Annotated in this window: 21 protein-coding genes; 1 reads left to right on the top strand and 20 read right to left on the bottom strand. The window is 62.8% G+C overall.

The features are described from left to right. Positions 1-138: 138 nt before the first annotated feature. The 17 genes from EV641_RS12845 to EV641_RS12770 form a co-directional block, all read right to left on the bottom strand. Positions 139-1,107 (bottom strand): alpha/beta hydrolase, encoded by a 969-nt coding sequence (locus EV641_RS12845; protein ID WP_132472104.1) that lies wholly within the window; start codon positions 1,105-1,107, stop codon positions 139-141. Continuing rightward, a complete protein-coding gene (locus EV641_RS12840; protein ID WP_132472103.1) occupies positions 1,104-3,041 on the bottom strand; it encodes an NAD(P)/FAD-dependent oxidoreductase in 1,938 nt (645 codons plus the stop codon). The genes EV641_RS12845 and EV641_RS12840 overlap by 4 nt, the downstream gene beginning before the upstream one ends. Next, complete coding sequence (locus tag EV641_RS30135) at positions 3,038-3,160, bottom strand: hypothetical protein (protein WP_277874493.1); 123 nt, start codon at positions 3,158-3,160, stop codon at positions 3,038-3,040. The genes EV641_RS12840 and EV641_RS30135 overlap by 4 nt, the downstream gene beginning before the upstream one ends. A gap of 159 nt (positions 3,161-3,319) precedes the next feature. Next, positions 3,320-4,021: a GntR family transcriptional regulator gene (locus tag EV641_RS12835; RefSeq protein ID WP_132472102.1), complete on the bottom strand. Its 702-nt coding sequence runs from the start codon at positions 4,019-4,021 to the stop codon at positions 3,320-3,322. A 258-nt stretch (positions 4,022-4,279) separates the two neighbouring features. Next, on the bottom strand, positions 4,280-5,947 hold the full coding sequence (locus tag EV641_RS12830) for a bifunctional 3-(3-hydroxy-phenyl)propionate/3-hydroxycinnamic acid hydroxylase (RefSeq protein WP_132472101.1): 1,668 nt from the start codon (positions 5,945-5,947) through the stop codon (positions 4,280-4,282). A 34-nt stretch (positions 5,948-5,981) separates the two neighbouring features. Further along, positions 5,982-7,163 carry a lipid-transfer protein gene (locus EV641_RS12825; RefSeq protein ID WP_132472100.1) on the bottom strand — a complete coding sequence of 394 codons (1,182 nt, stop codon included), beginning with the start codon at positions 7,161-7,163 and terminating at the stop codon, positions 5,982-5,984. Next, positions 7,156-7,626 carry an OB-fold domain-containing protein gene (locus tag EV641_RS12820; RefSeq protein WP_132472099.1) on the bottom strand — a complete coding sequence of 157 codons (471 nt, stop codon included), beginning with the start codon at positions 7,624-7,626 and terminating at the stop codon, positions 7,156-7,158. Before EV641_RS12820 ends, EV641_RS12825 begins: the two co-directional genes overlap by 8 nt. Beyond that, entirely contained in the window at positions 7,623-8,051 is a 429-nt protein-coding gene (locus tag EV641_RS12815; protein ID WP_132472098.1) for a MaoC/PaaZ C-terminal domain-containing protein, read from the bottom strand. The genes EV641_RS12820 and EV641_RS12815 overlap by 4 nt, the downstream gene beginning before the upstream one ends. Next, a complete protein-coding gene (locus EV641_RS12810) occupies positions 8,048-8,614 on the bottom strand; it encodes a MaoC family dehydratase N-terminal domain-containing protein (RefSeq protein WP_158289164.1) in 567 nt (188 codons plus the stop codon). Before EV641_RS12810 ends, EV641_RS12815 begins: the two co-directional genes overlap by 4 nt. A 95-nt stretch (positions 8,615-8,709) precedes the next feature. Then, a complete protein-coding gene (locus EV641_RS12805) occupies positions 8,710-9,786 on the bottom strand; it encodes a CaiB/BaiF CoA-transferase family protein (protein ID WP_132472096.1) in 1,077 nt (358 codons plus the stop codon). A 58-nt stretch (positions 9,787-9,844) separates the two neighbouring features. Beyond that, entirely contained in the window at positions 9,845-11,065 is a 1,221-nt protein-coding gene (locus tag EV641_RS12800) for a CaiB/BaiF CoA-transferase family protein (RefSeq protein WP_132472095.1), read from the bottom strand. Further along, entirely contained in the window at positions 11,062-12,696 is a 1,635-nt protein-coding gene (locus EV641_RS12795) for an FAD-dependent oxidoreductase (protein WP_132472094.1), read from the bottom strand. The genes EV641_RS12800 and EV641_RS12795 overlap by 4 nt, the downstream gene beginning before the upstream one ends. A gap of 85 nt (positions 12,697-12,781) precedes the next feature. Continuing rightward, a complete protein-coding gene (locus tag EV641_RS12790) occupies positions 12,782-14,434 on the bottom strand; it encodes an FAD-binding protein (RefSeq protein ID WP_158289163.1) in 1,653 nt (550 codons plus the stop codon). A 241-nt stretch (positions 14,435-14,675) separates the two neighbouring features. Further along, entirely contained in the window at positions 14,676-15,599 is a 924-nt protein-coding gene (locus EV641_RS12785) for an SDR family NAD(P)-dependent oxidoreductase (RefSeq protein WP_132472092.1), read from the bottom strand. A 31-nt stretch (positions 15,600-15,630) separates the two neighbouring features. After that, complete coding sequence (locus tag EV641_RS12780) at positions 15,631-16,089, bottom strand: Zn-ribbon domain-containing OB-fold protein (protein ID WP_132472091.1); 459 nt, start codon at positions 16,087-16,089, stop codon at positions 15,631-15,633. A gap of 6 nt (positions 16,090-16,095) precedes the next feature. Further along, the gene (locus EV641_RS12775) at positions 16,096-16,923 is read right to left on the bottom strand and encodes an enoyl-CoA hydratase-related protein (RefSeq protein ID WP_241997161.1); all 828 of its coding nucleotides are present in this window, start codon (positions 16,921-16,923) and stop codon (positions 16,096-16,098) included. A gap of 43 nt (positions 16,924-16,966) precedes the next feature. Beyond that, positions 16,967-18,199, bottom strand: coding sequence for a cytochrome P450 (locus tag EV641_RS12770; RefSeq protein ID WP_132472090.1), 1,233 nt, complete (start codon positions 18,197-18,199; stop codon positions 16,967-16,969). 171 nt (positions 18,200-18,370) lie between these two features. Here EV641_RS12770 and EV641_RS12765 point away from each other — a divergent pair, with 171 nt between their 5' ends. After that, positions 18,371-18,982, top strand: a complete 612-nt coding sequence (locus EV641_RS12765) for a cysteine hydrolase (RefSeq protein WP_132472089.1) — start codon at positions 18,371-18,373, stop codon at positions 18,980-18,982. Here the strand turns inward: EV641_RS12765 and EV641_RS12760 are convergent, their stop codons facing one another. The 3 genes from EV641_RS12760 to EV641_RS12750 all read right to left on the bottom strand — a co-directional run bounded on the left by EV641_RS12760 (position 18,983) and on the right by EV641_RS12750 (position 21,336). Further along, a complete protein-coding gene (locus tag EV641_RS12760; protein ID WP_132472088.1) occupies positions 18,983-19,777 on the bottom strand; it encodes an SDR family oxidoreductase in 795 nt (264 codons plus the stop codon). Between the two features lie 104 nt (positions 19,778-19,881). Then, a complete protein-coding gene (locus EV641_RS12755; protein ID WP_132472087.1) occupies positions 19,882-20,100 on the bottom strand; it encodes a hypothetical protein in 219 nt (72 codons plus the stop codon). A 12-nt stretch (positions 20,101-20,112) separates the two neighbouring features. Then, complete coding sequence (locus EV641_RS12750) at positions 20,113-21,336, bottom strand: amidohydrolase family protein (protein ID WP_347238234.1); 1,224 nt, start codon at positions 21,334-21,336, stop codon at positions 20,113-20,115. Positions 21,337-21,375 lie beyond the last annotated feature (39 nt).

The raw sequence follows: 21,375 nt of genomic DNA, 5'->3' as shown, positions 1-21,375 counted from the left end.
TGCGTTGATCGACCTTCTCAGAGCAGGAATCGCCGAGAGCTGTAGGCACAGTCGGCTCGCTGCGGGACGGCATCGAAGCGGGACCGTTCCTGCGGACGTGGGAGGAGTGGGAACCGACGGCCGCGTATGACAATTTGCTCAGACGACGTGCAGTGCTGCGCGCAGCACTGCACATTCCTCGTCGAGTTCCCGGCGCGATACGGCTGCATTCACAAGCACCGCGGAACAGTGGAACGTGCCGGGAAAAAGATGGGCTTCCACCGGAATTCCGGCCTCCGCAAGTGCACGCGAGTAATTCAGCGCTTCGTCCCGCATCGGATCGAACTCCATTGCCGCGATGTAGGCCGGGGGGAGCCCCGACAGGTCCGTTGCACGCGCCGGAGCCGCGTAGGCAGATACATGGACCGTCCCGGGCACGCCGGCCCCGAGGTAGTACGCCCAACTCGTTTCTGCCGCACGGCGTGACCACATCGGAGTGTCGACGAACCGGCGCATGCTGGGCGTGGACGTCCGATCGTCGAGCTGAGGTGCGGCGAGGTACTGGAAGCACGGTTCGGGGAGCCTCGGCCCCGGTGCGTTGCGTCCCCGCCGCATGTCGCGAAGTTTCAGTGCGAGCGCCGCGGCGAGTCCCCCACCTGCACTGCGACCGTGCAGGGCAATCCGGCTCGGATCGACCCGCAAGGACTCCGACTGGTCCGCCAGCCATGTGTACGCGGCGACGGCGTCGTCGAGCGCGGCCGGGTACGGATGCTCCGGGGCGAGCCGGTAATCGACTGCAACGACCACGGCGCCCAGCTCACACGACAGTCGCTGGTTCCGCGCGTGGGCGGCGTCGATCGATCCCATGACGTAACCGCCCGAATGCAGGTGCAGTAGCGCCGGCAACAGTCCATCGGCGTCCCGCGGGCGGTATACCCGCACGACCAGAACCGGGCACCCCGCTCCGCGGTCGATCCCGAACTCCTCGTCGCGCACAGACGGATGCGATTCAACGGACACTGCGCGTTGCGCACCGACAGACCTTGCCGACGCGAGGTCGGTCAGGTCCGGGGCCGGAATCCGTTCGGTGGCATCGACGAGTTCGGGATCGAATCGATAGCCTGTCATTCGGCTCGGTCGAGGACGTATTCGGACGGGTCCGGCCCACGGGTGCGCTGCCAGAACTCGAGGGTGCTCAACGGCCAGTTCTGCGATACCCGGCCGGACGAGCTCTTGTACCAGCTGTGCACACCCTCCACACCGAATGCCATTGCCGCACTCGCTGCATCGACTCGTTCGTAGAAGCTCTCGAGCGCTTCAGGACGGCATTCGATCGTACGTGCATCGGCTTCGAACAGCCTTCGCAGGCAGGCCATCACATAATCGACCTCGGCCTCGGAGAACAACACGATGCTGCCGTTGACCACCAGATTCGTGTTGGGACCGTAGAGCAGGAAGAAATTCGGGAATCCGGGGACGGTGATACCCATGTTCGCGCGCGGCTCGCCACCCCAGACGTCGTGCAACCTCGCCCCGCCGTGACCGGCCACTTCCATCGGCACGAGGAACTCGGATGCGCGGAACCCGGTTCCGTAGATGATCACATCAACCTCGTGGCTACTTCCGTCCGCGGTCACGAGACCCTGCGGCGTGATCTCCGTGATCGGCTCCGTCACCAGCTCGACGTCGTCGCGTTTGAGTGTGGATGCCCACCTGCCGTCGTCGCGCAACATCCGCTTCGCGTACGGCGGGTAGTCGGGGACGACGTGTGCGAGAAGGTCCGGGCGGTCGTCGAATTCACGCTCCAGATATGCCTCCAGCGCGCATCGCAGTGAATAGTTGTCCTCGGACACCGATCCCGGCTTGTCCCACGCCGGGTGGACGAGGGCATACCTGCGGCGTCCTTCGACACCCACCCAGAACTGCAGGAATCTGAACCAACGGTGGTATCCGGGGACTTCCCGGAGCAGCCACCGCAGTCCCGGCGCAAGTTCGGCGTGATAGCTCGGAGTCGGCATGATCCAAGGCGGAGTACGCTGAAAAAGCACGACCTTCTCTGCCTTTTCCGCGATTTCGGGCACTACCTGAAAAGCACTTGCGCCGGTACCGACGACGGCGACCCGCTTTCCACTCAGATCGACATCGTGGTTCCACCGAGCGGTATGCCACGAGTCACCTGCGAACGATTCGCGTCCCGGTGTGGTCGGGAAGGCGGGACGGTTCAACTGGCCGACCGCACTGATCACGGCGTGCGCTTCAATCGTGTTCACGCTTCCGTCAGCGGTGTCACGAACGGTGAGCCGCCAGATTCCTTCTTCTTCGTCGAACGTCGCCGCTGAGACTTCGGATCGGAATCGAATGTGTCGCCTAAGTGATTGTGTGTCGGCGAAATCTCGGAAGTACTCGAGGATGGAATCACGTCGCGAGTACTGGTATCGCCATCCTGCATGCTGCGCGAACGAGTAGCTGTAGCAGAAGTTGCTGGTGTCGAGTTGACAACCAGGGTAGTCGTTTTCGAGCCAGACACCGCCAACGTCAGCGTTTCGTTCGAGCACCGTGAACGGCACCCCTGCTTCGTCCAATCGGTGAGCCGCGACCAAACCCGACATGCCGGCGCCTATCACGACTACACGGAACTCACGATCGGGACGCACATCCTCGAGCGTCCAGCCCGGACCCTTCGCGTCGACACCGAGCTGGCCCAAGAACAACGACAGGTAGTCGGCGTCGACGGGACCGGTGACGAACTCCATCAGAGCCTGCATGTCCTCCGGCCGGTAGTCGGGCGCAGCAGGGCGACCGGCTCGGTGCCAGTCACGCAACGCTCGGAACGCGAGAGTACGCCCCAATTCCTGGTTTTCGTTCGACAAGCCACCCTGAGGTTCGAGTCCGAGCGGCGTCGGGTGCACTCCCGGCCGCAGCTCGTCTCGAAGGATCGTGTGGTCTCCGGTCAGGTGCGCCACAGCGGGCAACAGGGACGGCAACTCCGCAACCTGCACAGCGCTGCGAAGCTGCTCTTCGAAATCCGGGTAATCATCGGTTGTGGATTCGCCGCCGGTCATGCCGATCCGCCACCCGAACTCGAACCGGCAGCCCGCATACCGAACAGATCGGTGCCGAACACCGAATCAGGCTTCTCTGTATTCTCCTCGAACAACTCGCCCATCAAGCTCTCCTCCATGCCTGTGATTCGAATACGTAGCTCGTGACACGCCACCTGAGGCAACCGCGAACGCGAGGGAAGCGGATCGCTCTTGCGCAAAGCGCAGTACAGCATTGTCGTTCAATTCTGGCAATAATGTCACTTTAGTTCAACCGCTGTGAACAACATGCGTCTCCGTTACCTCGCCACACTGCAGTCCACTCCTTTCAGCCTCGCATCGATATGTCGTGCAAGCTGTTCACCTGCGCCTTGGACATGCTCGAGCGTCGTGGTCCTGGCGCGCTCGGAATCGCGTGACCGTATAGCCGCAAGAATCTCCGTGTGGTCGTTTACCGTAGTTGCAGGCCAGTCTTCCGAACATGTGCAGCCTTTGGTCGTATAGAAGCGCTGCGGCGTGTAACGGGACAGGATCTGAATCACCCAGCCCAGTTTCGGCGCTCCTGCAGCGAGGTTGATCTCACGATGGAACCGATGATTCAGCTCCTCCAAGGAGGTGAGGTCGTGCCGTTCGGCGGCGGACACGAGCGAAGCGTGGATTTCGTCGAGACGTGCGCATTGCGCCGCGGTCACTCGTTCAGTCGCCCTCGACGCCAGTTCTCCGGCCACAGTGGACTGAACCAGGAAGATGTCCCGGATATCGTCTCCGGTCACCTTGGACACCGTAAATCCTCGGCGAGGTTCGAGATCGAGAAAACCTTCGACCTCCAACGCCTTGAGCGCCTCACGCGCCGGGGTAGGCGAGATCCCGAGTTCACCGGCGATCGCTTCGGGACGCACCCGTGTGCCGGGCGCGAAGGCACCTGAGATTATCTGTTCCCGCACATACACAGCGGCTTCCTCGCCGAGCTGCTGGCGGACACGGGGGGTGCCGATAGTCATGTCGTACGCACTCCTCGTCGTCCCTGTCCACGGCCGCTCGAGCCGGGCACGGAAGTACACTCGAGCGACCCCGATTGGTCTGAAGGTCGAATACCGCGGTCCGAGACCTTCACGCTGTAAGCAGCAGTATCAGTGCATACAAGGTGAGCTGCCGACACTCGGCCCCATCAGGTTTCGAGTGCGCCCGGATCAATCGACGGCGCCGGGGCGGACATCCCTGATCCGTCCGCGCCCGCTTCCCCGTCTCACCCACTACACTCAACGCGACCGGACATCGCGCGCCCGCTCGTCCGCTGCATTGCCGGAACCATCGAGCAACCCCAGCAAGGACTCGACCGTCGAATCCAAGTCCGCAATCGAGCTGACTGCGGCGACGTACCGATCCGGTCGGACGATGTAAACCTCCGCGCCAGGATGTTCGAGGTAAAGATCCCGCAGGCCACCTTCGAGGTCGTAGACGTCCACTACCGGCACCTCGGAAGACGCGACCCGTGACGAAGGGTCGAACTGACCCTTCCTGCGATACGCCGAAGGCACGTGCGACTGCACGACGATACCGTTGTGCGCAGTAAGACGAGCAGCGACCTGCGGCGACAAGCCCTCGACTACACCGTCGACCACTCCCACGAGAGCGATCCGGGCACCGAGCACATCGTCCAAGCGCAGCCGGGTGCCGTCCAGCTGCTCCACCATCGGCTGGGGAAACGCCCGGCCGACCAAGGAGGACCGGCCGGCCCCGTCGCGGAGAACGAAGCCGTCCTCGTAACGCGGGACCGGCTTGTACTTCATCTGGAGGATGTAGTCACGTCCACCGGGTACCCGCTGAACTCCGCGGAAGAACAGATTGCGGAACCACTCCGTGGCCCGGTTCGCGGGGTGGTAGAGACGTCCCACGCCGGTCGCGAACTTCACCATCTCGCGTGCAGTCTCCCGCCGTTCCGCGTCGTATGTTTCGAGCAGCTTCGGCGACGCGGATCCGGACAGAACCATTCCGAGCTTCCACGCGAGATTCGTGACATCCCGCATTCCCGAGTTCATGCCTTGTCCGAAGAACGGCGGCTGCAGGTGTGCCGCGTCGCCGACCAGGAACACACGGCCTTCCTGGAACCTGGCAGCGGTGCGCGAATGGTGCCAGTAGATCCGTCGGCGAACTGCCTGCGGCACATCCCCATTAGGATAGAACTGCTTCATGAGGGTGGCGACCATCTCGGGTTCGGCCATCCGATCCGGATCCTCACCGTCGAGCACCTTGAACTCGAAGCGACGGTATCCGAATGGGAGAGGAATGGTCATCGATGGCCGTTGAGGTGACGTGTACACCGCCGAGTACGGCGCATCCCACGTGTCGTCCTTCACATCGACGACGAGCCACTTCATCGGCGCCGTATCGCCCTCGAGTTCGATATTCACGGCATCTCGAACGAAGCTGCGTCCACCGTCCGCACCGATCACGTAGCGGGCCCGGATGGTGATCGTTTCACCATCCTGGCGGGTCGTGACGGTCACTCTTTCCGCGTCCTGCGTCAGTCCGACGGCCTCACACGCAGTGCGCAGCTCCACAGTGCCGAAACGCCCCAAGCTCTTCCTCAGCACCGCTTCGAGATTCGGCTGGAAGAACAGATTACGGCGCGGCCACCCGTAGGGTCGACCACTCGGCGCCACGTGAGCGAGAATTCGCTTGCGCGAATCGTAGTAGCGGATCGGCGCATTACGCACCGCGTTCGCCAGCACCTCCTCCGCCATACCGAAACCCTGCAGTGTGCGCAAGGCCTCGTCGTCGATCCCGACCGCGCGGGGCTCTTCGAGAATCTCCGCTTCGCGATCTATCAGTGTCGTCGATACTCCATGCTGCGCCAGCAGATTTGCCAGTGTCACGCCTGCCGGCCCGGCACCGATGATCGCTACGTCCCGGTCGAGGGATTCCAATTTCGCCTCCTGGTTAGTGTGAAACTCCGGGCCGTCAGCTACGCGACAGCAGTAACCCACTCGTCGGGACACTCGTCCCGGCGGTGACGAGCATGTGATCAACACCGTCGATGGGGTTGCAGGATTGATCCCGTAACTGTCGTACCCCTTCGAGAATTCCGTTCATGCCATGGATATACGCCTCACCCAGCTGGCCACCGTGTGTATTGAGCGGCAGCCTGCCATCGAGCTCCAGATTTCCGTCCCGGATAAAATCCTTGGCTTCGCCCACCGGGCAGAATCCGAAAGCCTCGAGCTGTGGCAACACCAGGGGTGTGAAGTGGTCGTAGATGATCGCACCACCGATGTCGTCCGGTGTCAATCCACTGGTTTTGTACAGTTGCCGAGCGACGAGAGACATCTCGGGAAGACCCACGAAGTCGCTGTCGGGTCGGTAGTAACTCGTCATCGAATGCTGGTCGTCGGCGATGCCCTGTGCGGCGGAGGCAATCGACACCGGGCGCTGAGCAAGATCCGCAGCGCGCTCACTGCTCGTCACGACCAGCGCGACACCGCCGTCACTTTCCTGGCAGCAGTCGAGCAGGTGCAGCGGTTCGACGATCCACGGCGACTGCTGATGTTGTTCGAGGGTGATCGGCTGCTCGTAGAACCACGCATTGGGATTCGTGGCAGCATGTTTGCGGTCCACCACACTGATGCGGCCGAAATCCTCACTGGTCGCACCGAAGGTGTGCATGTAGCGCTGGGCGAACATCGCGACCTTGCTCGCAGGTGTCAACAAGCCGAAGGGATTCGTCCAGCCTGCAGAGACCTGCTCGGAGCCGGCGCCTACAGGCTGGCCCCGATTGGCCGTGCCGAATCGCTTGCCCGACCGCTCGTTGAACGCCCGGTAGACGACGACGTTGCGGGCGGCGCCGGTCGCAACCGCCAGCACGGCCTGCAGTACGACACCGCAGGCGGCGCCGCCACCGAAGTGCACGCGGGAGAAGTACGTCACGTCACCCATGCCGAGGGCCCGGGCGATATCGGTTTCTGCGCTGGTGTCCATCGAGATGGTCGCCAGGCCGTCGATGTCTTCAGGGCGGAGTCCGGCATCGTCGATCGCGGATTTGACCGCTTCCACAGCCAGTTTCAGCTCGCTGCGACCGGATTTCTTGGAGAATTCGGTCTGCCCGATGCCGACGATCGCGGTCTTGTTGCTCCACTGGCTATCCATGGGAAACGTCCTTTCCGCCGGTCTCGGCAACCGGGTGGAACAGGGGCAGTACGAGGCCGGGTTCGACCTCGGTGAACTCGACTTCGACCGGCATTCCGATCGAGACGTCGCTCGGTTGCACTCCGACGACCTGCGACACGAGGCGCACCCCTTCGACCAGTTCGATCACCGACACGTTGTAGGGCTCGTCGAATCCCGGTGACAGTGGCTTGTGGAACGTGACATGTGAATAGACCGTGCCCGCTCCCGAGGCGACGAGGTGTCCGAGTTCGAACGACCCGCACACCGAGCAGATCGGCTTGGGAGGATGACTCAGCGCGGAGCAATCCGAACATTGCTGGACACGTAGTTCGCCGTCGCGTACACCGTTCCAGAAGTATTCGGTGTCTTCGCTGATCGCCGGCCACGAGCGCTTCCGCTGCGATACCGGTGTCGCGTCCTGCTTTTCCGCTTGCGTACTCATACCAGCTCCACCTTCACGGAACTGACGACGGCGTCGGCGCGACGACCGTTGTCGATGGTCAGATCGAGGGCGACGAGCAGTCGGTCCTCGACTTGTTCGCGACCGACGACCGTGGCACCCACCGTGAGGGTGTCGCCGGGACAGCCATGCGAGTTGATCTTGATGCTCATCTTTTGCAGGAACGACTCGTACCCACCCCATTCGGTGACGATCCTGCCGATCAACCCCTGGTACCACATGGTGTTCAGGAAGATGTTCGGTGCGCCGTTCTCCTGTGCGAACGGCGGATCATGGTGGATCCGATACAGATCCCGTGTCCCGACGACGTCCTTCGCAAGTGTCGAGTAGGTGACATCAAAGGTGAAGGGCTCGAGCTTGTTCCCCACGACGACCTCGTCCCAGGGAATGCGCGGTCGGGCTGTCATGGCTTCGCTCCCGTTCCGTCGTACAGCAGCGTGACGTTCCGCGCGATCGCGACAAGACGCTCGTTGTGCTGCGTGTGGTATTCGATTTCGTAGGTCATGAACACACCGGGTCCGACCTTCGTCTGCTTGACTGGGCTGACCGCCGTCACACGGCGATCCCTGCCAATGTGTCCGTCCTCTGGTCCGAACGGCTCGAGGTACTCCTCCTCACGTTCCACCACTGTCACCGTGGTGAACCCGTAACTCGCAAGGATCTCGCGGATCTTTCCTTCGGGCGTCGACCTTCTAGCTTGCTCCACTTGGCCGCGAAGATACTCCGGCAGCCACCACGCATCGATATTGAACGCCATCAGACCCTGCGGCGGCGCAATGACGCGACCGAAGCGGGACGTCTTCGCCACCTCGGGCTGCCAGTAGACGGGATTGGCATCCTCCACCATCCCGCAGAACTGCTGGATCGCGGTTGTCTCGAGCGGATACGCCGACCACACGCGGGGGGCGTACTCACCGATGTACGGAGCCAGCTGGTCTGCCAGCCCTGCGTATTTCTCTTTCAGTTCCACAACATCCTCCTTGTGGCCGGTCGGCACAGCGCTGCACGCAACGATCAACCACATTCCGGTTGGGATGACTCGTTATTCGTTCGAGCACAACTCGTTCAGGTAGTTCCCCAGCGTGCGAGCACGTCATCGAGCTCACCTGGTTCTCGGTCCGCGATCGCACCGGGAGTGCGCGACAGCCTCGGGGCGACGCCCGGTACGCGACCGCCCGCGAACTCCTGGATGAGCTCTCGTTGACGGTTGTGTTCGTGCCCGGCAACCTCGTCCAGCGACAACACCGGCGTGACGCACGCGTCGACACCGTCGAACGCTGCGCACCAGTGCTCCCGAGTCCGGGTCCGGAAGAGCGCCGCGATGTCCTTCTTGCGCTGGGGCCACGACTCGACGTCCGCCTGAGCGTTGTCCCATTCCGGACCGTCAAGCCCTAGCACCTCCCGAAATGCCCGGTAGAACTGCGGCTCGATACATCCAACCGCCATGAAACCGCCATCGGCCGTTTCGTAGACGTCGTAGAAGAAGGCGCCCGAGTCCAGCCGGTTCGTGCCTCGGCGATCGGAGTGCTGCCCGACCGAACGGTTCCAGTGGAAGGTCGTCATCAGATTGGCTGCGCCGTCGACCATCGTGGCGTCGACAACCTGGCCCTTGCCCGAGTGGGAACGCTCGAACACGGCACACATGATGCCGTACAGCAGATACATCGATCCCCCGCCGTAGTCGCCCACCAGGTTCAGCGGCACCGTCGGGGGTTCATCGCTCCGACCGATCGCACCGAGCGCGCCGGCGATCGAGATGTAGTTGATGTCGTGCCCGGCCGACTGCGCGAGGGGCCCCGACTGGCCCCATCCGGTCATTCGCGCGTAGATCAGCTTCTCGTTGCGACGCAGGCATTCGTCCGGTCCCAGGCCGAGTCGTTCCATCGTGCCCGGCCTGTACCCCTCGATCAGCACGTCGGCGCCCGTCACCAGCTGCAGGACCCGTTCCACCCCCGACGGCTGTTTCAGGTCGACAGCGATTCGGCTACGTCCCCGGCCGGTGGGCCCGACCCGCGCTTGGCGGTCCGCGCGGTCGATACGGACGACGTCGGCACCCATATCGGCCAGAAGCATCGCAGCGAAGGGGCCCGGGCCCATCCCTGCCATTTCGAGGACACGCAGCCCTGCGAGTGGTCCCGTCATGTTCGCGTCTCCTGTTCTTCGATTTCGTGGTTCCCATCGGCGATGGGGCGTGCGCGGGTCACAGAACGAGTGCGGGATCGGCCCCGAATGCTCCGCGTGTTGCGAGATCCCGAATGGCATCGTCCGACAGGTTCAGATGCGATCGGAGCACCGATACGGTGTCCTCACCCAGGCGAGGCACACGACGGCTTTCACCGGTTGCCGACTCCGGATCCAAAGGCCCTCGGACCAAAGGTATCTCGGTTCCGTCCGTGCGTGTCGCGACACCCATGAACGGTGCGGACAACTCGTTGTCGGCGATGAACTCGGGGATCCGGTTGACGAGGGCATACGGGATCCGGACCTCGTGCAGAATCTTCACCCACTCGGCGCTGTCCCGTTCGGCGAAGACCCGCTCCATGACTTCCTGCTCGTCGTAACGATTTTCCCCTCGAAGCAGGTGTGTCGCGAAGCGGGGGTCTTCGAGGATCTCGGGACGGCCCGCGGCCTGGCACAACCTCTCGAACATCCGATCGTTTCCGATCGCCACCTGAATCCACCGGTGGTCGGCCGTCCGGTAGGCCCCGTGCGAGGCGCCGGCGCCGCCGGCACGCGGCTGCGAGGGGGCACTGTCCTCCCCGGTCGCCAGGAAGCGCAGGACGTCCGCGCCCATGAGATGAACTGCAGACGACAGCAGCGACACCGAGAAGTGGCCGCCCTCGCCCGTGCGGTCGACCTCGAGGACAGCCGCTAGAACCTCGATCGTCCCCCACAGGGCTGCGGTCTTGTCGACGATCGACGCTCCGATCCGCTTGGGCGGATCGCCCTTGAAGCCGGTGGTGTACATGATGCCGGTCGCCGCCTGGATGACCGGATCGTAGGCCGGGTCGTCGGCGCGCGGACCGGTGGTGCCGAAGGCATTCACCGAGCCCACGACGAGCTTCGGATTACGTGAGACGAGCATCGCGGGGTCGAGACCGATACGCGACATGACGGACGGGCGCATGTTCTCGATCAGGATGTCCGCTTTGTCGATCATGTCCACGGCCGTTGCCAGTCCGGCCTCGGATTTCAGATCCAGGACTACGGACTTCTTGCCGTATGCGGTTTCCGTGAAGAACAAGCCGTCCCCGTCGAACGCAGGGTACGAGTGGCGTCCGTCATCGCCGGTGCCGGGCCTCTCGATTTTCAGGACGTTGGCGCCCAGCGCCGCCAGGTTCCGGCCGACCATCGGACCGCTGACGTAATTGCAGATCTCGACAACCGTGCGACCTGCCAACGCGTTTCCGATATCGATCATTGCGTTCCTCCAACTTCCGCAGCCGTGCGAGTGTCCGCAAGTTCGGTGCCGGCCACATATCCGAGAGTCATGGCGGGTCCGAGCGTCGAGCCTGCACCGGGGTAGCCCGTAGAGAGTGGATGGGCAGACACATTGCCCACTGCGAACAGGCCCGGCACGACGGAACCGTCGGTGCGTAACGCACGTCCGCGGGCATCGGTCGCAACACCACCCGCGGTGCCGAACGCGCCCGGCAAGAACTCCATGCCGTAGAACGGTCCGATCTCCACGGGCGCGAGGTTCGAGTTCGGGTAGGGGTTGGTGGCATCTCCGCTGTACTGATCGTAAGGACTGTCGCCGCGATGGAAGTCCTCGTCCACTCCTGCCTCGGCGAACTTGTTGAAACGCTCGACGGTGGCGGTGAGCGCCTGCGCCTCGAGTCCGAGCGACTCGGCGACCTCCGTGAGGCTCGCACCGGTAGTGATCCATCCGGGGAGTTCGTCGCCCGCGGCATACGTGAGGAAGCCGTACCGCTCAAGGAAGCGATGATCGAAGACGACGAACATACGCAGCGGAATGCCCTTACTGCGTGAAGCTTCCAGCGCGGATCGAATCAGGCTGTTGTAGTCCTGTGCCTCGTTCACGATGCGCTCGCCTGTGCTGTCCACGATGATGACGCCGGGAGACTGCCGCTCGGAGCGGATGTGTCGGCCCACCCGCTGCCCATCGACCTCCTGCCCCGGCACCGACACCATGGGCGCCCACCACGCCTCGTCCATGTGGTCGAGACGAACGTCGATGCGCTCGGCCATGCGGTGTCCGTCACCCGTGTTGTGGGGCGGGCTGCAGCGGATCGGAATCGGCATCGGCAGATGCTCTTCCATCATCTCGGGATTCCACTCGAAGCCACCACAGGCGAGCACTACACCGCCGGTCGCGGCGATCTGCCGGCTGTCGACCGACACTCCGCGGACAGAGCCGCCCTCGTCGACCAATTCCTGTGCCGGGGCATTCACTGCGAAGTCGACACCGGCTTCCAGGCACGCCTGGAAAATCGGGCCCACCAGTGCCGCACCGCGCGCCACGATGCCCTTCGCTGTGCGCTCTCGCAGTTCGTCCCAGGGGAAGTTCGCCCACGAACCCCACTGTTTGAACTCGATCATCGAGTACTGGAGCAGGTTCTCGTCGCGGCGGAGAATATCCTTCCACTCACCGAGCTGACGAGAATCGTACGTGGTCGGCTGCATCGCGCGACCGTAGCGCGATCCCGCGAGGCCCAGTTTGTAGTCGGGATACCCGAGGGAAGCCACCAGTTCGAGTGAGGTCCGTTCACGCAGGAACGACAGCATGTCGTTCGCGTGGTCGAGAAACGCATCGACGACCTCTCCGCCGCCGACCGTCTCGGTGAGATACGTACGTGCGCTCTCGATGTCGTCGTCGATCCCACCTTCTGTCATCCCGTCGTTGGCGGGGATCCAGATCGTGCCGGCGGACACGGCAGACGTTCCGCCGATCTGACTCGACTTCTCCAGCACGAGAACGGACTGGTCTGCGGACGCTGCAGTGAGCGCGGCGACGAGGCCGCCGGCGCCCGATCCGACCACTACGACGTCGTATCGGTCCGAGAGATCTTGCTTTCCGAGTATCTTCATGAATCTTCCCTTGCGCTCGGCGGCTCGGCCCTTGACACCTCGACGTCCGGGTGTGCGGTCTCGCAGGTGTAGGCGGCCGCTGGGGTCATTTCTTGGAGGCTGCGTCGAACATGCTCGAACGCGCGGTGATCAGCGATCGCATATTGGCGACCCCGCTCTGGTATCCGCCGCCGACCTCGAGCATCGCCGACGAGTTGCCGGCAACGTACAGCCCTTCGATCGGCCGGCCGTCGTAGTCGAGAACTCGTCCCACCGCATCGGTATCGAGCCCGGTGGTAGGGATTCCGGTGCCGACGAGGACCGGTCGCATTGCGTAGAACGGTCCGACGGCTACCGGACCGAGGTTCGGGTGCTGGCCGGCCTGGTGGTCTCCGTAAGAGACCTGGGAGTACATCCGCTCGCCTCGGCCGAATTCGCGATCCACTCCGTCTGCGCAGTCGGCGTTGAATCGACGGACCTGGTCGGAGAAGGCATCAACGTCGACACCCATCTTTTCTGCGAGCCCTTCGATCGAGTCGGCGGAGACGACATCCCATTCCGGCGGGAAATCCGTTCCCGGGGAAATCGAGGAGAACGAGTACTCGCTTCGGAACTTGGTGTCGAACACCCACCAGCACGGCCAGTTCGCGAATGCCTGTCGCCGGCCGTCGATCGTCTTGAGCGCATGTCCGATTGCAGGATAGAACGATTCGTCACAGAAGCGCCGACCGTCACCGTTCACGAGAATCGAGTACGGGTAGGAGACGGCGCGGAAGATGCCGGTCATCGCCTGTCCGTCGTCTTTCCGACCGGGGATGGGGTACCCGAGCCGCATCGGCTTGGGTTCGCTCACGACGCGAGCGCCCAACGGCGCGGTCAGTCGGAAATGATCGCCGACGACCGAAGGGGGCGTAGCCGAGGCCACGTCGGGGATTCCCTCGAAGCCCATCATCGCCCTGGGGTCCCAGTCGTACGCCCCGGTTGCGATGAGGACGCCGAAGCGGGCCCCGAAGCTCCGCCCGTCGTCTATGCGCACGCCCGTCACACGTCCGTCTTCGGCGACGAGTTCCGACACCGAGGTCGACGTCATGATCTCCGATCGCGCTTCGATAGCACCGCGGAGGAACAGCGCCGCGAGACCTGTGCCCATGCACAGTTCGTCGTCGGCTTCACGCTGGTCGAGCAACGACCGATCCCACGTGTGGCTACGTGCGATCCCGCCGAGTTTCCACATGTCTTCGTGCGTGAGCCGATACTGGACATGCGGAGAGACCCTCAGGAGCTTCCGCCACTGGCCCAACGACGCACCCGGGTACGGGTCGACTTCGAGAAGCCGTCCTTCCCTGCGCGCATCGGGAAACTCACCGTAGTAGTAGTCCGGCAGGTCGTCGACGATCCGGAACTTGGCATCCAGGAGTTCGGTGAAGTACTCGAGTGTCGGGTTCGCGTTGTCCGCATAGAAGCGCACGTGTTCCTCGTCCGCGAAACCCATGCCGAGGCGGCGCAGATACGCCGCACCGGCTTCGGCCGAGTCCTCGATCCCCGCTGCACGCTCGAGGAACGAGCCCGCCACCCAGAGCTGACCGGCGGAATACGCAGTCACCCCACCGAGAGTGTCGGTCTTCTCGATCAGCAGAGCCGAAAGACCGCGTTCTTTGGCACGGTCATCGCAGCCAATCCCGCGAGGCCCCCACCGATTGCAATCACATCGAACGTCGCGTCCATCGACGCCGCCTTTCTGCTCGTGATGTCGTCCCACCAGTGGCGAGCGCAGCGGCCGAGCGAGAAAGATCGCTCCCGCGATGGGCCGGCATAGGGGGATCGAAGTACTTGTCTCGCACTGTGAATGGATGCAGTCGCGCTTCACAATCCGCACCGTGGCCAGAGTGAAGTAGCGTCACTGAATTCCGAAATCTATATTCTATTTTCTACTGGGATAAGGACCGGGCATGCCCGCCCCGAGGGAGCCGCCGGGCGGTGCGCCCGCCGGCCATCCCCAATCAGCCGCCCAAACGCAAACCGGCAGCACGCGTACCGAACACATCGGTAGCGAACACTGCACCGAGTTTTTCTGCTTCCCAACGCTTTCCGTTGTTCGACACCGTCGCAATCGGCGTCCAGCTCCGCAACCACGAAATGTTCTCACCCAGCGCCTTGATCACCTGACCGCTGACATGCCCGGCCTCCGGACTCGCCAACCACGCCACGACCGGCGACCCCAACGACGGATCCTTCGGATCGAACACGTCATCGGTACGCTGATCGGGCTCGACCGCCTCCGCGCGACCCGGCATCGTCGCCGACATCCGAGTGAGACCACCCGGACTGATCGCATTGACTGTGGCACCGATCGATGCCAGCTCCAGACTCAGCGTCTGGGTCAACCCCGCGATCGCGGCCTTCGCCGGAGCGTAATTCGTCTGACCGAAATGCCCCTGCAGCCCGGCGCCCGACGTGGTGTTGATGATTCGGCCGTACACCTTGCCGCCGGATGCCTTCGACTCCTCACGCCACTTACGTGCCACCGCACGACTGGTCAACCACGAACCCCGCACATGCACCCGCATAACCAGGTCGAAATCCTCGGCGCTCATGTTCCAGATCGCCCGGTCCCGCACGATCCCGGCATTGTTGACCACGATGTCGAGACGGCCTAGCTGCGAATACGCCCGTTCCACCAGCAGATCCACCTGCTGCTCGTCACCGACGTCACTGAAATCCGAGATCGCCCGGCCACCGCGATCCTCGATGACCTGCACCACCTCGTCGGCAACCTTGCCGGTGCCCTCGCCGCTGACCGAAGTCCCCAGATCATTGACGATCACGGTCGCGCCATGACCGGCCAACTCCAACGCATGTGCGCGACCGATACCGTGACCGGCGCCCGTAACCAGCGCGACCTTACCCTCGAGCAACTTGCCCATGAAATGTCTCCTTCTACTGGAAGATTCGCTTTTACCGATCGGTTGCTGCAACAGGACGGAAGATCGTCGCGTCGAGCTCGTAGGTCAACGACCGGAACGCAACCTCTACTGCCATCCCGACCTCCAGCTCGTCGGGTTCGCACCCTTCGATATTGGTCATCACGCGCGGACCTTCTTCGAGTTCCACGAGAGCCGCCACATACGGCAACCGTGACTTGAACGGGTGAAGGTCGTTCACATACACGGTCGAATACGTGTACAACGTGCCGCGTCCGCTGGCTTCGACTGCGGTTACGTCCTCACTCCAACAGAACGGGCAGAACGGTCGCGGGTAGTGGTGCACCTTGTCGCACTCACCGCACTTCGCGATCAGCAGCTTTCCTTGCTTGGCCGCGTCCCAGTAGGGAGCGGTCGCCTCGTCGACGGTCGGAATGTCCGCGCGCGGCTTTTCCGGTCCAGCAGTCTTCTCGGATGCGGTCTTCTCGGTCATCGTCCCTCACCAACCCACGTAGTCGGCGTCGCGCTTCTCTACGAAAGCTTGCACGCCTTCTTTGCTGTCCTGCGAATAGCCCTGAATCTCCTGCGCCATCGCTTCCGCGACGAAGGACTGCGTCCGGTCGACGTCGGGGGAATCGTTGAACAACCGCTTCGTCAGGGCAATCGCGCTGGTGGGCGCGACAGCCAACCGAGACGTGAATTCCGTGGTGGTCGAGTCCAGTTCTTCGGCCGGCACGACGCGATTCACCAATCCCAGTTCGAGAGCGTCACGCGCCGACAACTTCTCCCCGAAGAAGACCATCTCCTTGGCACGCTGCATCCCGATGCGGCGGGGCAACAGGTAGGCACCGCCTCCGTCGACGACAAGACCACGCTTGACGAACGACTCCGCGAAGTATGCGCCCTCGGAAGCCACTACCAGGTCCGATGCATATGCCAGATGCGCGCCGATGCCGGCAGCTGCACCCTGCACGACCGCAACGACCGGCTTGGGGCAGTCCAGGACCGACGAGATCAGACGCTGCGCACCGGTCATGATGGTGTGCATCGCCCCGGTGACCTTCTTGACCTTGGTCGCACGATCCCCCGACAGCCTGACCACATCCGCACCCGCACAGAAATGCCTGCCGTTCGCACGCAATACGACGACGCGCACGTCGGGGTCTCCCCCAGCTTCCTCGAAGAGGCGGATCAACTCGTTGCGATCATCGGGCCGCAGGGCGTTCGCGGCATCCGGCCGGTTGAGCGAAATCGTCAAGATCCCGCCCTCCAGCTGCCGAAGCACACTCTCCGTACGCTGTGTCTGTCCGTCAATGACGTCGGTCACCGAATCCTCCTCGACCCATGGTCTGTCGTAAGCTGTTCTGTCGTCAGGGCGCCGTGTACTCGACACGAAGATGCTTGATCCCGTTCAGGAAATTAGCGCGCAGCACATCCGGCTCACCGATGGTGTGGATATCCGGGAAGCGCTCGAAGAGCATCCGGAACGCAACGTGCATTTCCAAGCGGGCTAGGTGAGCGCCCAGGCAGAAATGCGGGCCGGGAGCGCCGAAGGCCAGGTGCGGATTCGGATCGCGGGTGATGTCGAAGTCATACGGGTTCTCGAAGACCGACTCGTCGCGATTCGCCGAGCCATACCAGAGCACCACCTTGTCGCCCTTGTTGAATTCCTGGTCGCCCAGTCGGACGCCGTCGTGGGTGACGGTGCGGCGCATGTGCACCACAGGACTGGCAATGCGGAGGATCTCCTCGATCGCCGTGGGTGCGTAGCGATCGTAATCGGACAGCCACTTGTCGCGCTGTTCCGGGTATTTCGTGAGCAGATGCAGGCCGTGGGAAAGAGCGTTGCGGGTAGTCTCGTTCCCGGCGCCGACCAGAAGAATAAAGAACTTCGCCATTTCCTGCGGCGTGAGATTCTCCGCGTCGTTGGCGGCGACCAGCCTCGTGATGAGATCGTCCTGCGGCTCGGCGATCCGCTCCTCGGCGAGGTCGTTCAGGATCGCGATCAGCCTCTTGCTTGCCGCTGTCATTGCCGAGGCGAGCCCTTCGGAGCTCTGATCCGGCACGTACTCCGGGTCCACCGCGCCGAGCAGGACATTGGTCGCCTCGAGGATGAACGCCTCGTGCTCCCTTGGAATGCCGAGCAAATTGTCGATGATCCGCAGCGGCACCAGCGCGGCAAATTCGGAGACGAAATCACAACCATCACTCGGCATCCCGTCGAGGATCTCGGAGACGGTCGCTTCGATATCTTCGCGGATCGACGACAATGCCTTGTTTGTGAACCCACGAGACACGATCTTCCGCAATCGCGCATGCTCAGGGTTGTCCATGTCGATGAACGAACCCCGGTATTCACGAAGTTTCGCCGGCTGGTCGAAGATCTGCGTACCCTCACCCGAGCAGAAGTCCTCCGGGCGTCGCGATACTTCCAGAACATCCGCGTGCCGCGTCAACGCCCAGAACCCTCGCGTACCAACCGGAACGAACGCTCGCGGGTTTTCTCGGCGCAACGACGCGAAGAAGTCGTCACGCTCGGCGGAACGGTACTGCCACCAATCCAGGTCCATCAAGAGCGACGCCACCGACTCGGTCCCCACCATCACAACCTGCCTCGAATTTCTCGCGGACACGACCCCGTGCCGCCGCGGTTATTTCCTTGATTCTGGCAGTAATGTCACTATTACACAACAGCCATGAACAGGGTTTTTGCTGATGTTTCATGAGATACGATTCCATGAACTGGCTTACCCGTCACAATTTGGAGACCACGCATGCCGGACCACTTCCCCGCCCCCGCGCTGGTGATCAGCGAATGCCAGCGCGGCATCCTCGACCCGACGTCATCCGTATCTTCCGGGCTCGCACGCGAGGCCGCCGAGCGAAGCATCGTCAGCCGCACCGCGTCGCTCGCAAGGCAGTTCCGCGATCGTGGACTACCCGTGGTGCACTGCATCATCGAGCATCGCGCCGACCAGCGCGGGATGCTTCCGAACTCGTACCTCGGCACGATGGCGCTGCGCACCCGCAGCTTGATCGCCGGCACGCCGGATGTGGAGATTCCATCCGAACTCGGACCCGAGCCTGACGACATCGTGAGCAGTCGCGCAACCGGTATAACCGCCTTCTACGGCACCGACCTCGACGCGATGCTCCGCCTCGAAGGCGTTCGCACCATCGTCCTGGCCGGCGTCTCGACCAACGTAGCGATCCCCGGCCTGGCGAGCGAGGCGGTGAACCGTGGTTATCACGTGGTGCTCGCCGAGGACTGCACTGCAGGAACGTCTCCACAGGCACACACCGCGATGTTGGAGAACCTGATCGGGGCACTGGCCCGCATCATGCCCTCCGACGATATCGTGGCGCGCCTGCCGAAGAATCGATAGTCAGACTGCTTGCATGGAAAGGCTTTCCGCGTCGGAGACAGCATCACCGTTGATCGAGAAGCCACCGTCGACTGTAACCATCGACCCGGTTGCGAACTCGGCCTCATCGGATACCAGCCAGGTGGCAGCGTAGGCGATGTCCATCGGGTTGCCGATACGTGTCAGGCGGCCGCCCCCAGTGTGGTGGCCGGAGTCGCCTTTCGACGCGACCACACGGCCGACGAGAATGCAGTTGGCCCGGATTCCATCCGCACTGCCCTCGACCGCGAGAGATCGTGTCAGGCTGTTGACTCCGGCCTTCGCCGCGCCGTACGCCGCGAAACCCTTGAACCCGGATAGCGATTGACCGGATGAGATGTTGAGGATGGATGCCCCTTCTGCCCGGACAAGATGCGGCCACGCGTATTTTGTTGCCCAGAAAACATTTCCGGTCAGAGTTCCGGTCATGATTCGTTCCCACTCCGCAGTGTCGTACTCGTGGAGGGGCTTCATAGTGCCGGCTACCGCGTCGGTGGGGGCCGCATTGTTCACCAGGGTCGACAGTCCTCCGAACCGTGCGACGACTGCCTCGACGACCTCTCGGATGCTCGCTTCCGACGTCACATCGAGAGAGAAGAACTCGGCTTCTCCACCCGCCGCCCGGATCCTGTCGACGACCTTCTGCCCGCGCTCCACCGTACGTCCGGTGACTGCGACACGTGCGCCCTCCGCGGCGAAGTGTTCCGCCATGGATCTTCCGATGCCGCGGGTGGAACCCGTTACCAGTACGGTCTTGCCCTTCAGTCGATCACTCATAGTGTTGCCTTTCATCAAGGGATATAACAAGCTCGGACAACGCTGCATACGCAAAGCAGGCCGGGCCGCCTTCCCGCATCGCAGGAAGGCGGCCCGGCCGGAGTTCACAAGGTGCCGCGCAATCTCTCCATCGCGGTCAATCGGCGCCGAACAAGACCGAGCGAGGCAGCTACGTTTTTGCCGGCAGCATCCTGTGTCTCGAGTTCGTTCAGGCGGGCGCGTGTCGACTCGATTTCGTCGTCGAGCCGTTCCCCTGCCTCGTCCTTGGTGAGCAGGTCCTGATCGGTCCAATCGGAAGCGTCGATTTCCTTCTCGTGAGCCATTTTTCGTACCTGCTACTGTCCGTCGGTACGAGGGAAGTTGTAAAGCTTACGAGCGTTGAGTTCGACGATCTTGTGTGCATCCTCGTCCGGCACGTCCTGCAGGAGCTTTGCCGTGTACTGGCGGCTGTTGGGCCAGTTCGAATCCGAATGCGGATAATCGCACTCCCACGTGATGTTGTCGATCCCGATCCGATCGCGCCGGGCAACACCTTCGAAGTCGTCGATGAAGCATCCGTACATGTGCTCACGGAACAAATCGGACGGCCGAACGTCCTTGTTTACGTTCTGGTACCAGCGATGCTTCTCCCAGGTCAGGTCGATGCGCTCGAGCAGGTACGGCATCCAGCCGATACCCCCCTCGGACAACGCGACCTTCAGATTCGGGAACTTGTAGAACACCGGAGAGAACAGCAAATCTGCCGTCGCATCCATCGAGTTCGTACCGAACAGCGAGATCATCACTGCCATCGGGGCTTCGGGAGACGTAATCGGGGCCCTGCCCGAGGAGCCGAAGTGCATGCACAGCGGCATACCGGTCTCCTCCGCGGCGCGGAAGACCGGATCCCAATGGTCGGTGTAGAACGAGGGCAACCCCAAGCCGACAGTGTTCTCGGGGAACGTGATCGCCCTGGCGCCCTTGGCGGCGCAGCGGTAGATCTCCTTCGCCGCCTCGGCGGGATCCCACAACGGCACGATTATCAGTGGGATGAACCGGTCCGGGTGGGCTCCGGCCCACTCGTCGAGGTGGAAGTCGTTCCACGCCTTCACCGACAGCAGGGCGAGTTCTTTGTCCTTGCCTTCAAGGAAGACCGTGCCGGCGAACCGGGGAAAGGACGGGAAACACAGCGCGGCTTGTACCCCGTCGATGTCCATATCCTGTACGCGGGCGTTCACGTCATAACAACCGGGAAGCATATCCGAGTACCGAGTCGGGTCCATGCCATATTCCTGGGGCTTCTTACCTGCGACGGCGTTCAGGCCGATGTTCGGATAGACGCGGCCCTCGTACTGCCAGACCTCCGCAAGTTTCGGTGCAGCAGCCTTCTTGCCGTGGCGAGCGGCGTCGAGCAGGAGCGCCGACAGACCCTCGTCGCCATGCTCGGTGCTCATGTCTTTTTCGATGATGCGCGGACCCTCGTCGAGGAACTTCTTCGGCAAGCGGTCCGACCACACGTTCGGCGGTTCGATCAAATGATCGTCCACCGAAATCAAGTGCATATGGTCCTGAAGCGGCACAGCGACTCCTTCGAGGGTCGAGCTGGGACGTGAAAAGGA

The sequence above is a fragment of the Rhodococcus sp. SMB37 genome (assembly GCF_004345605.1).
Taxonomy (GTDB): Bacteria; Actinomycetota; Actinomycetes; order Mycobacteriales; family Mycobacteriaceae; genus Rhodococcus.
Note: the sequence above shows the minus strand (reverse complement) of the source record. Positions and strands in the feature narration are given on the sequence as shown.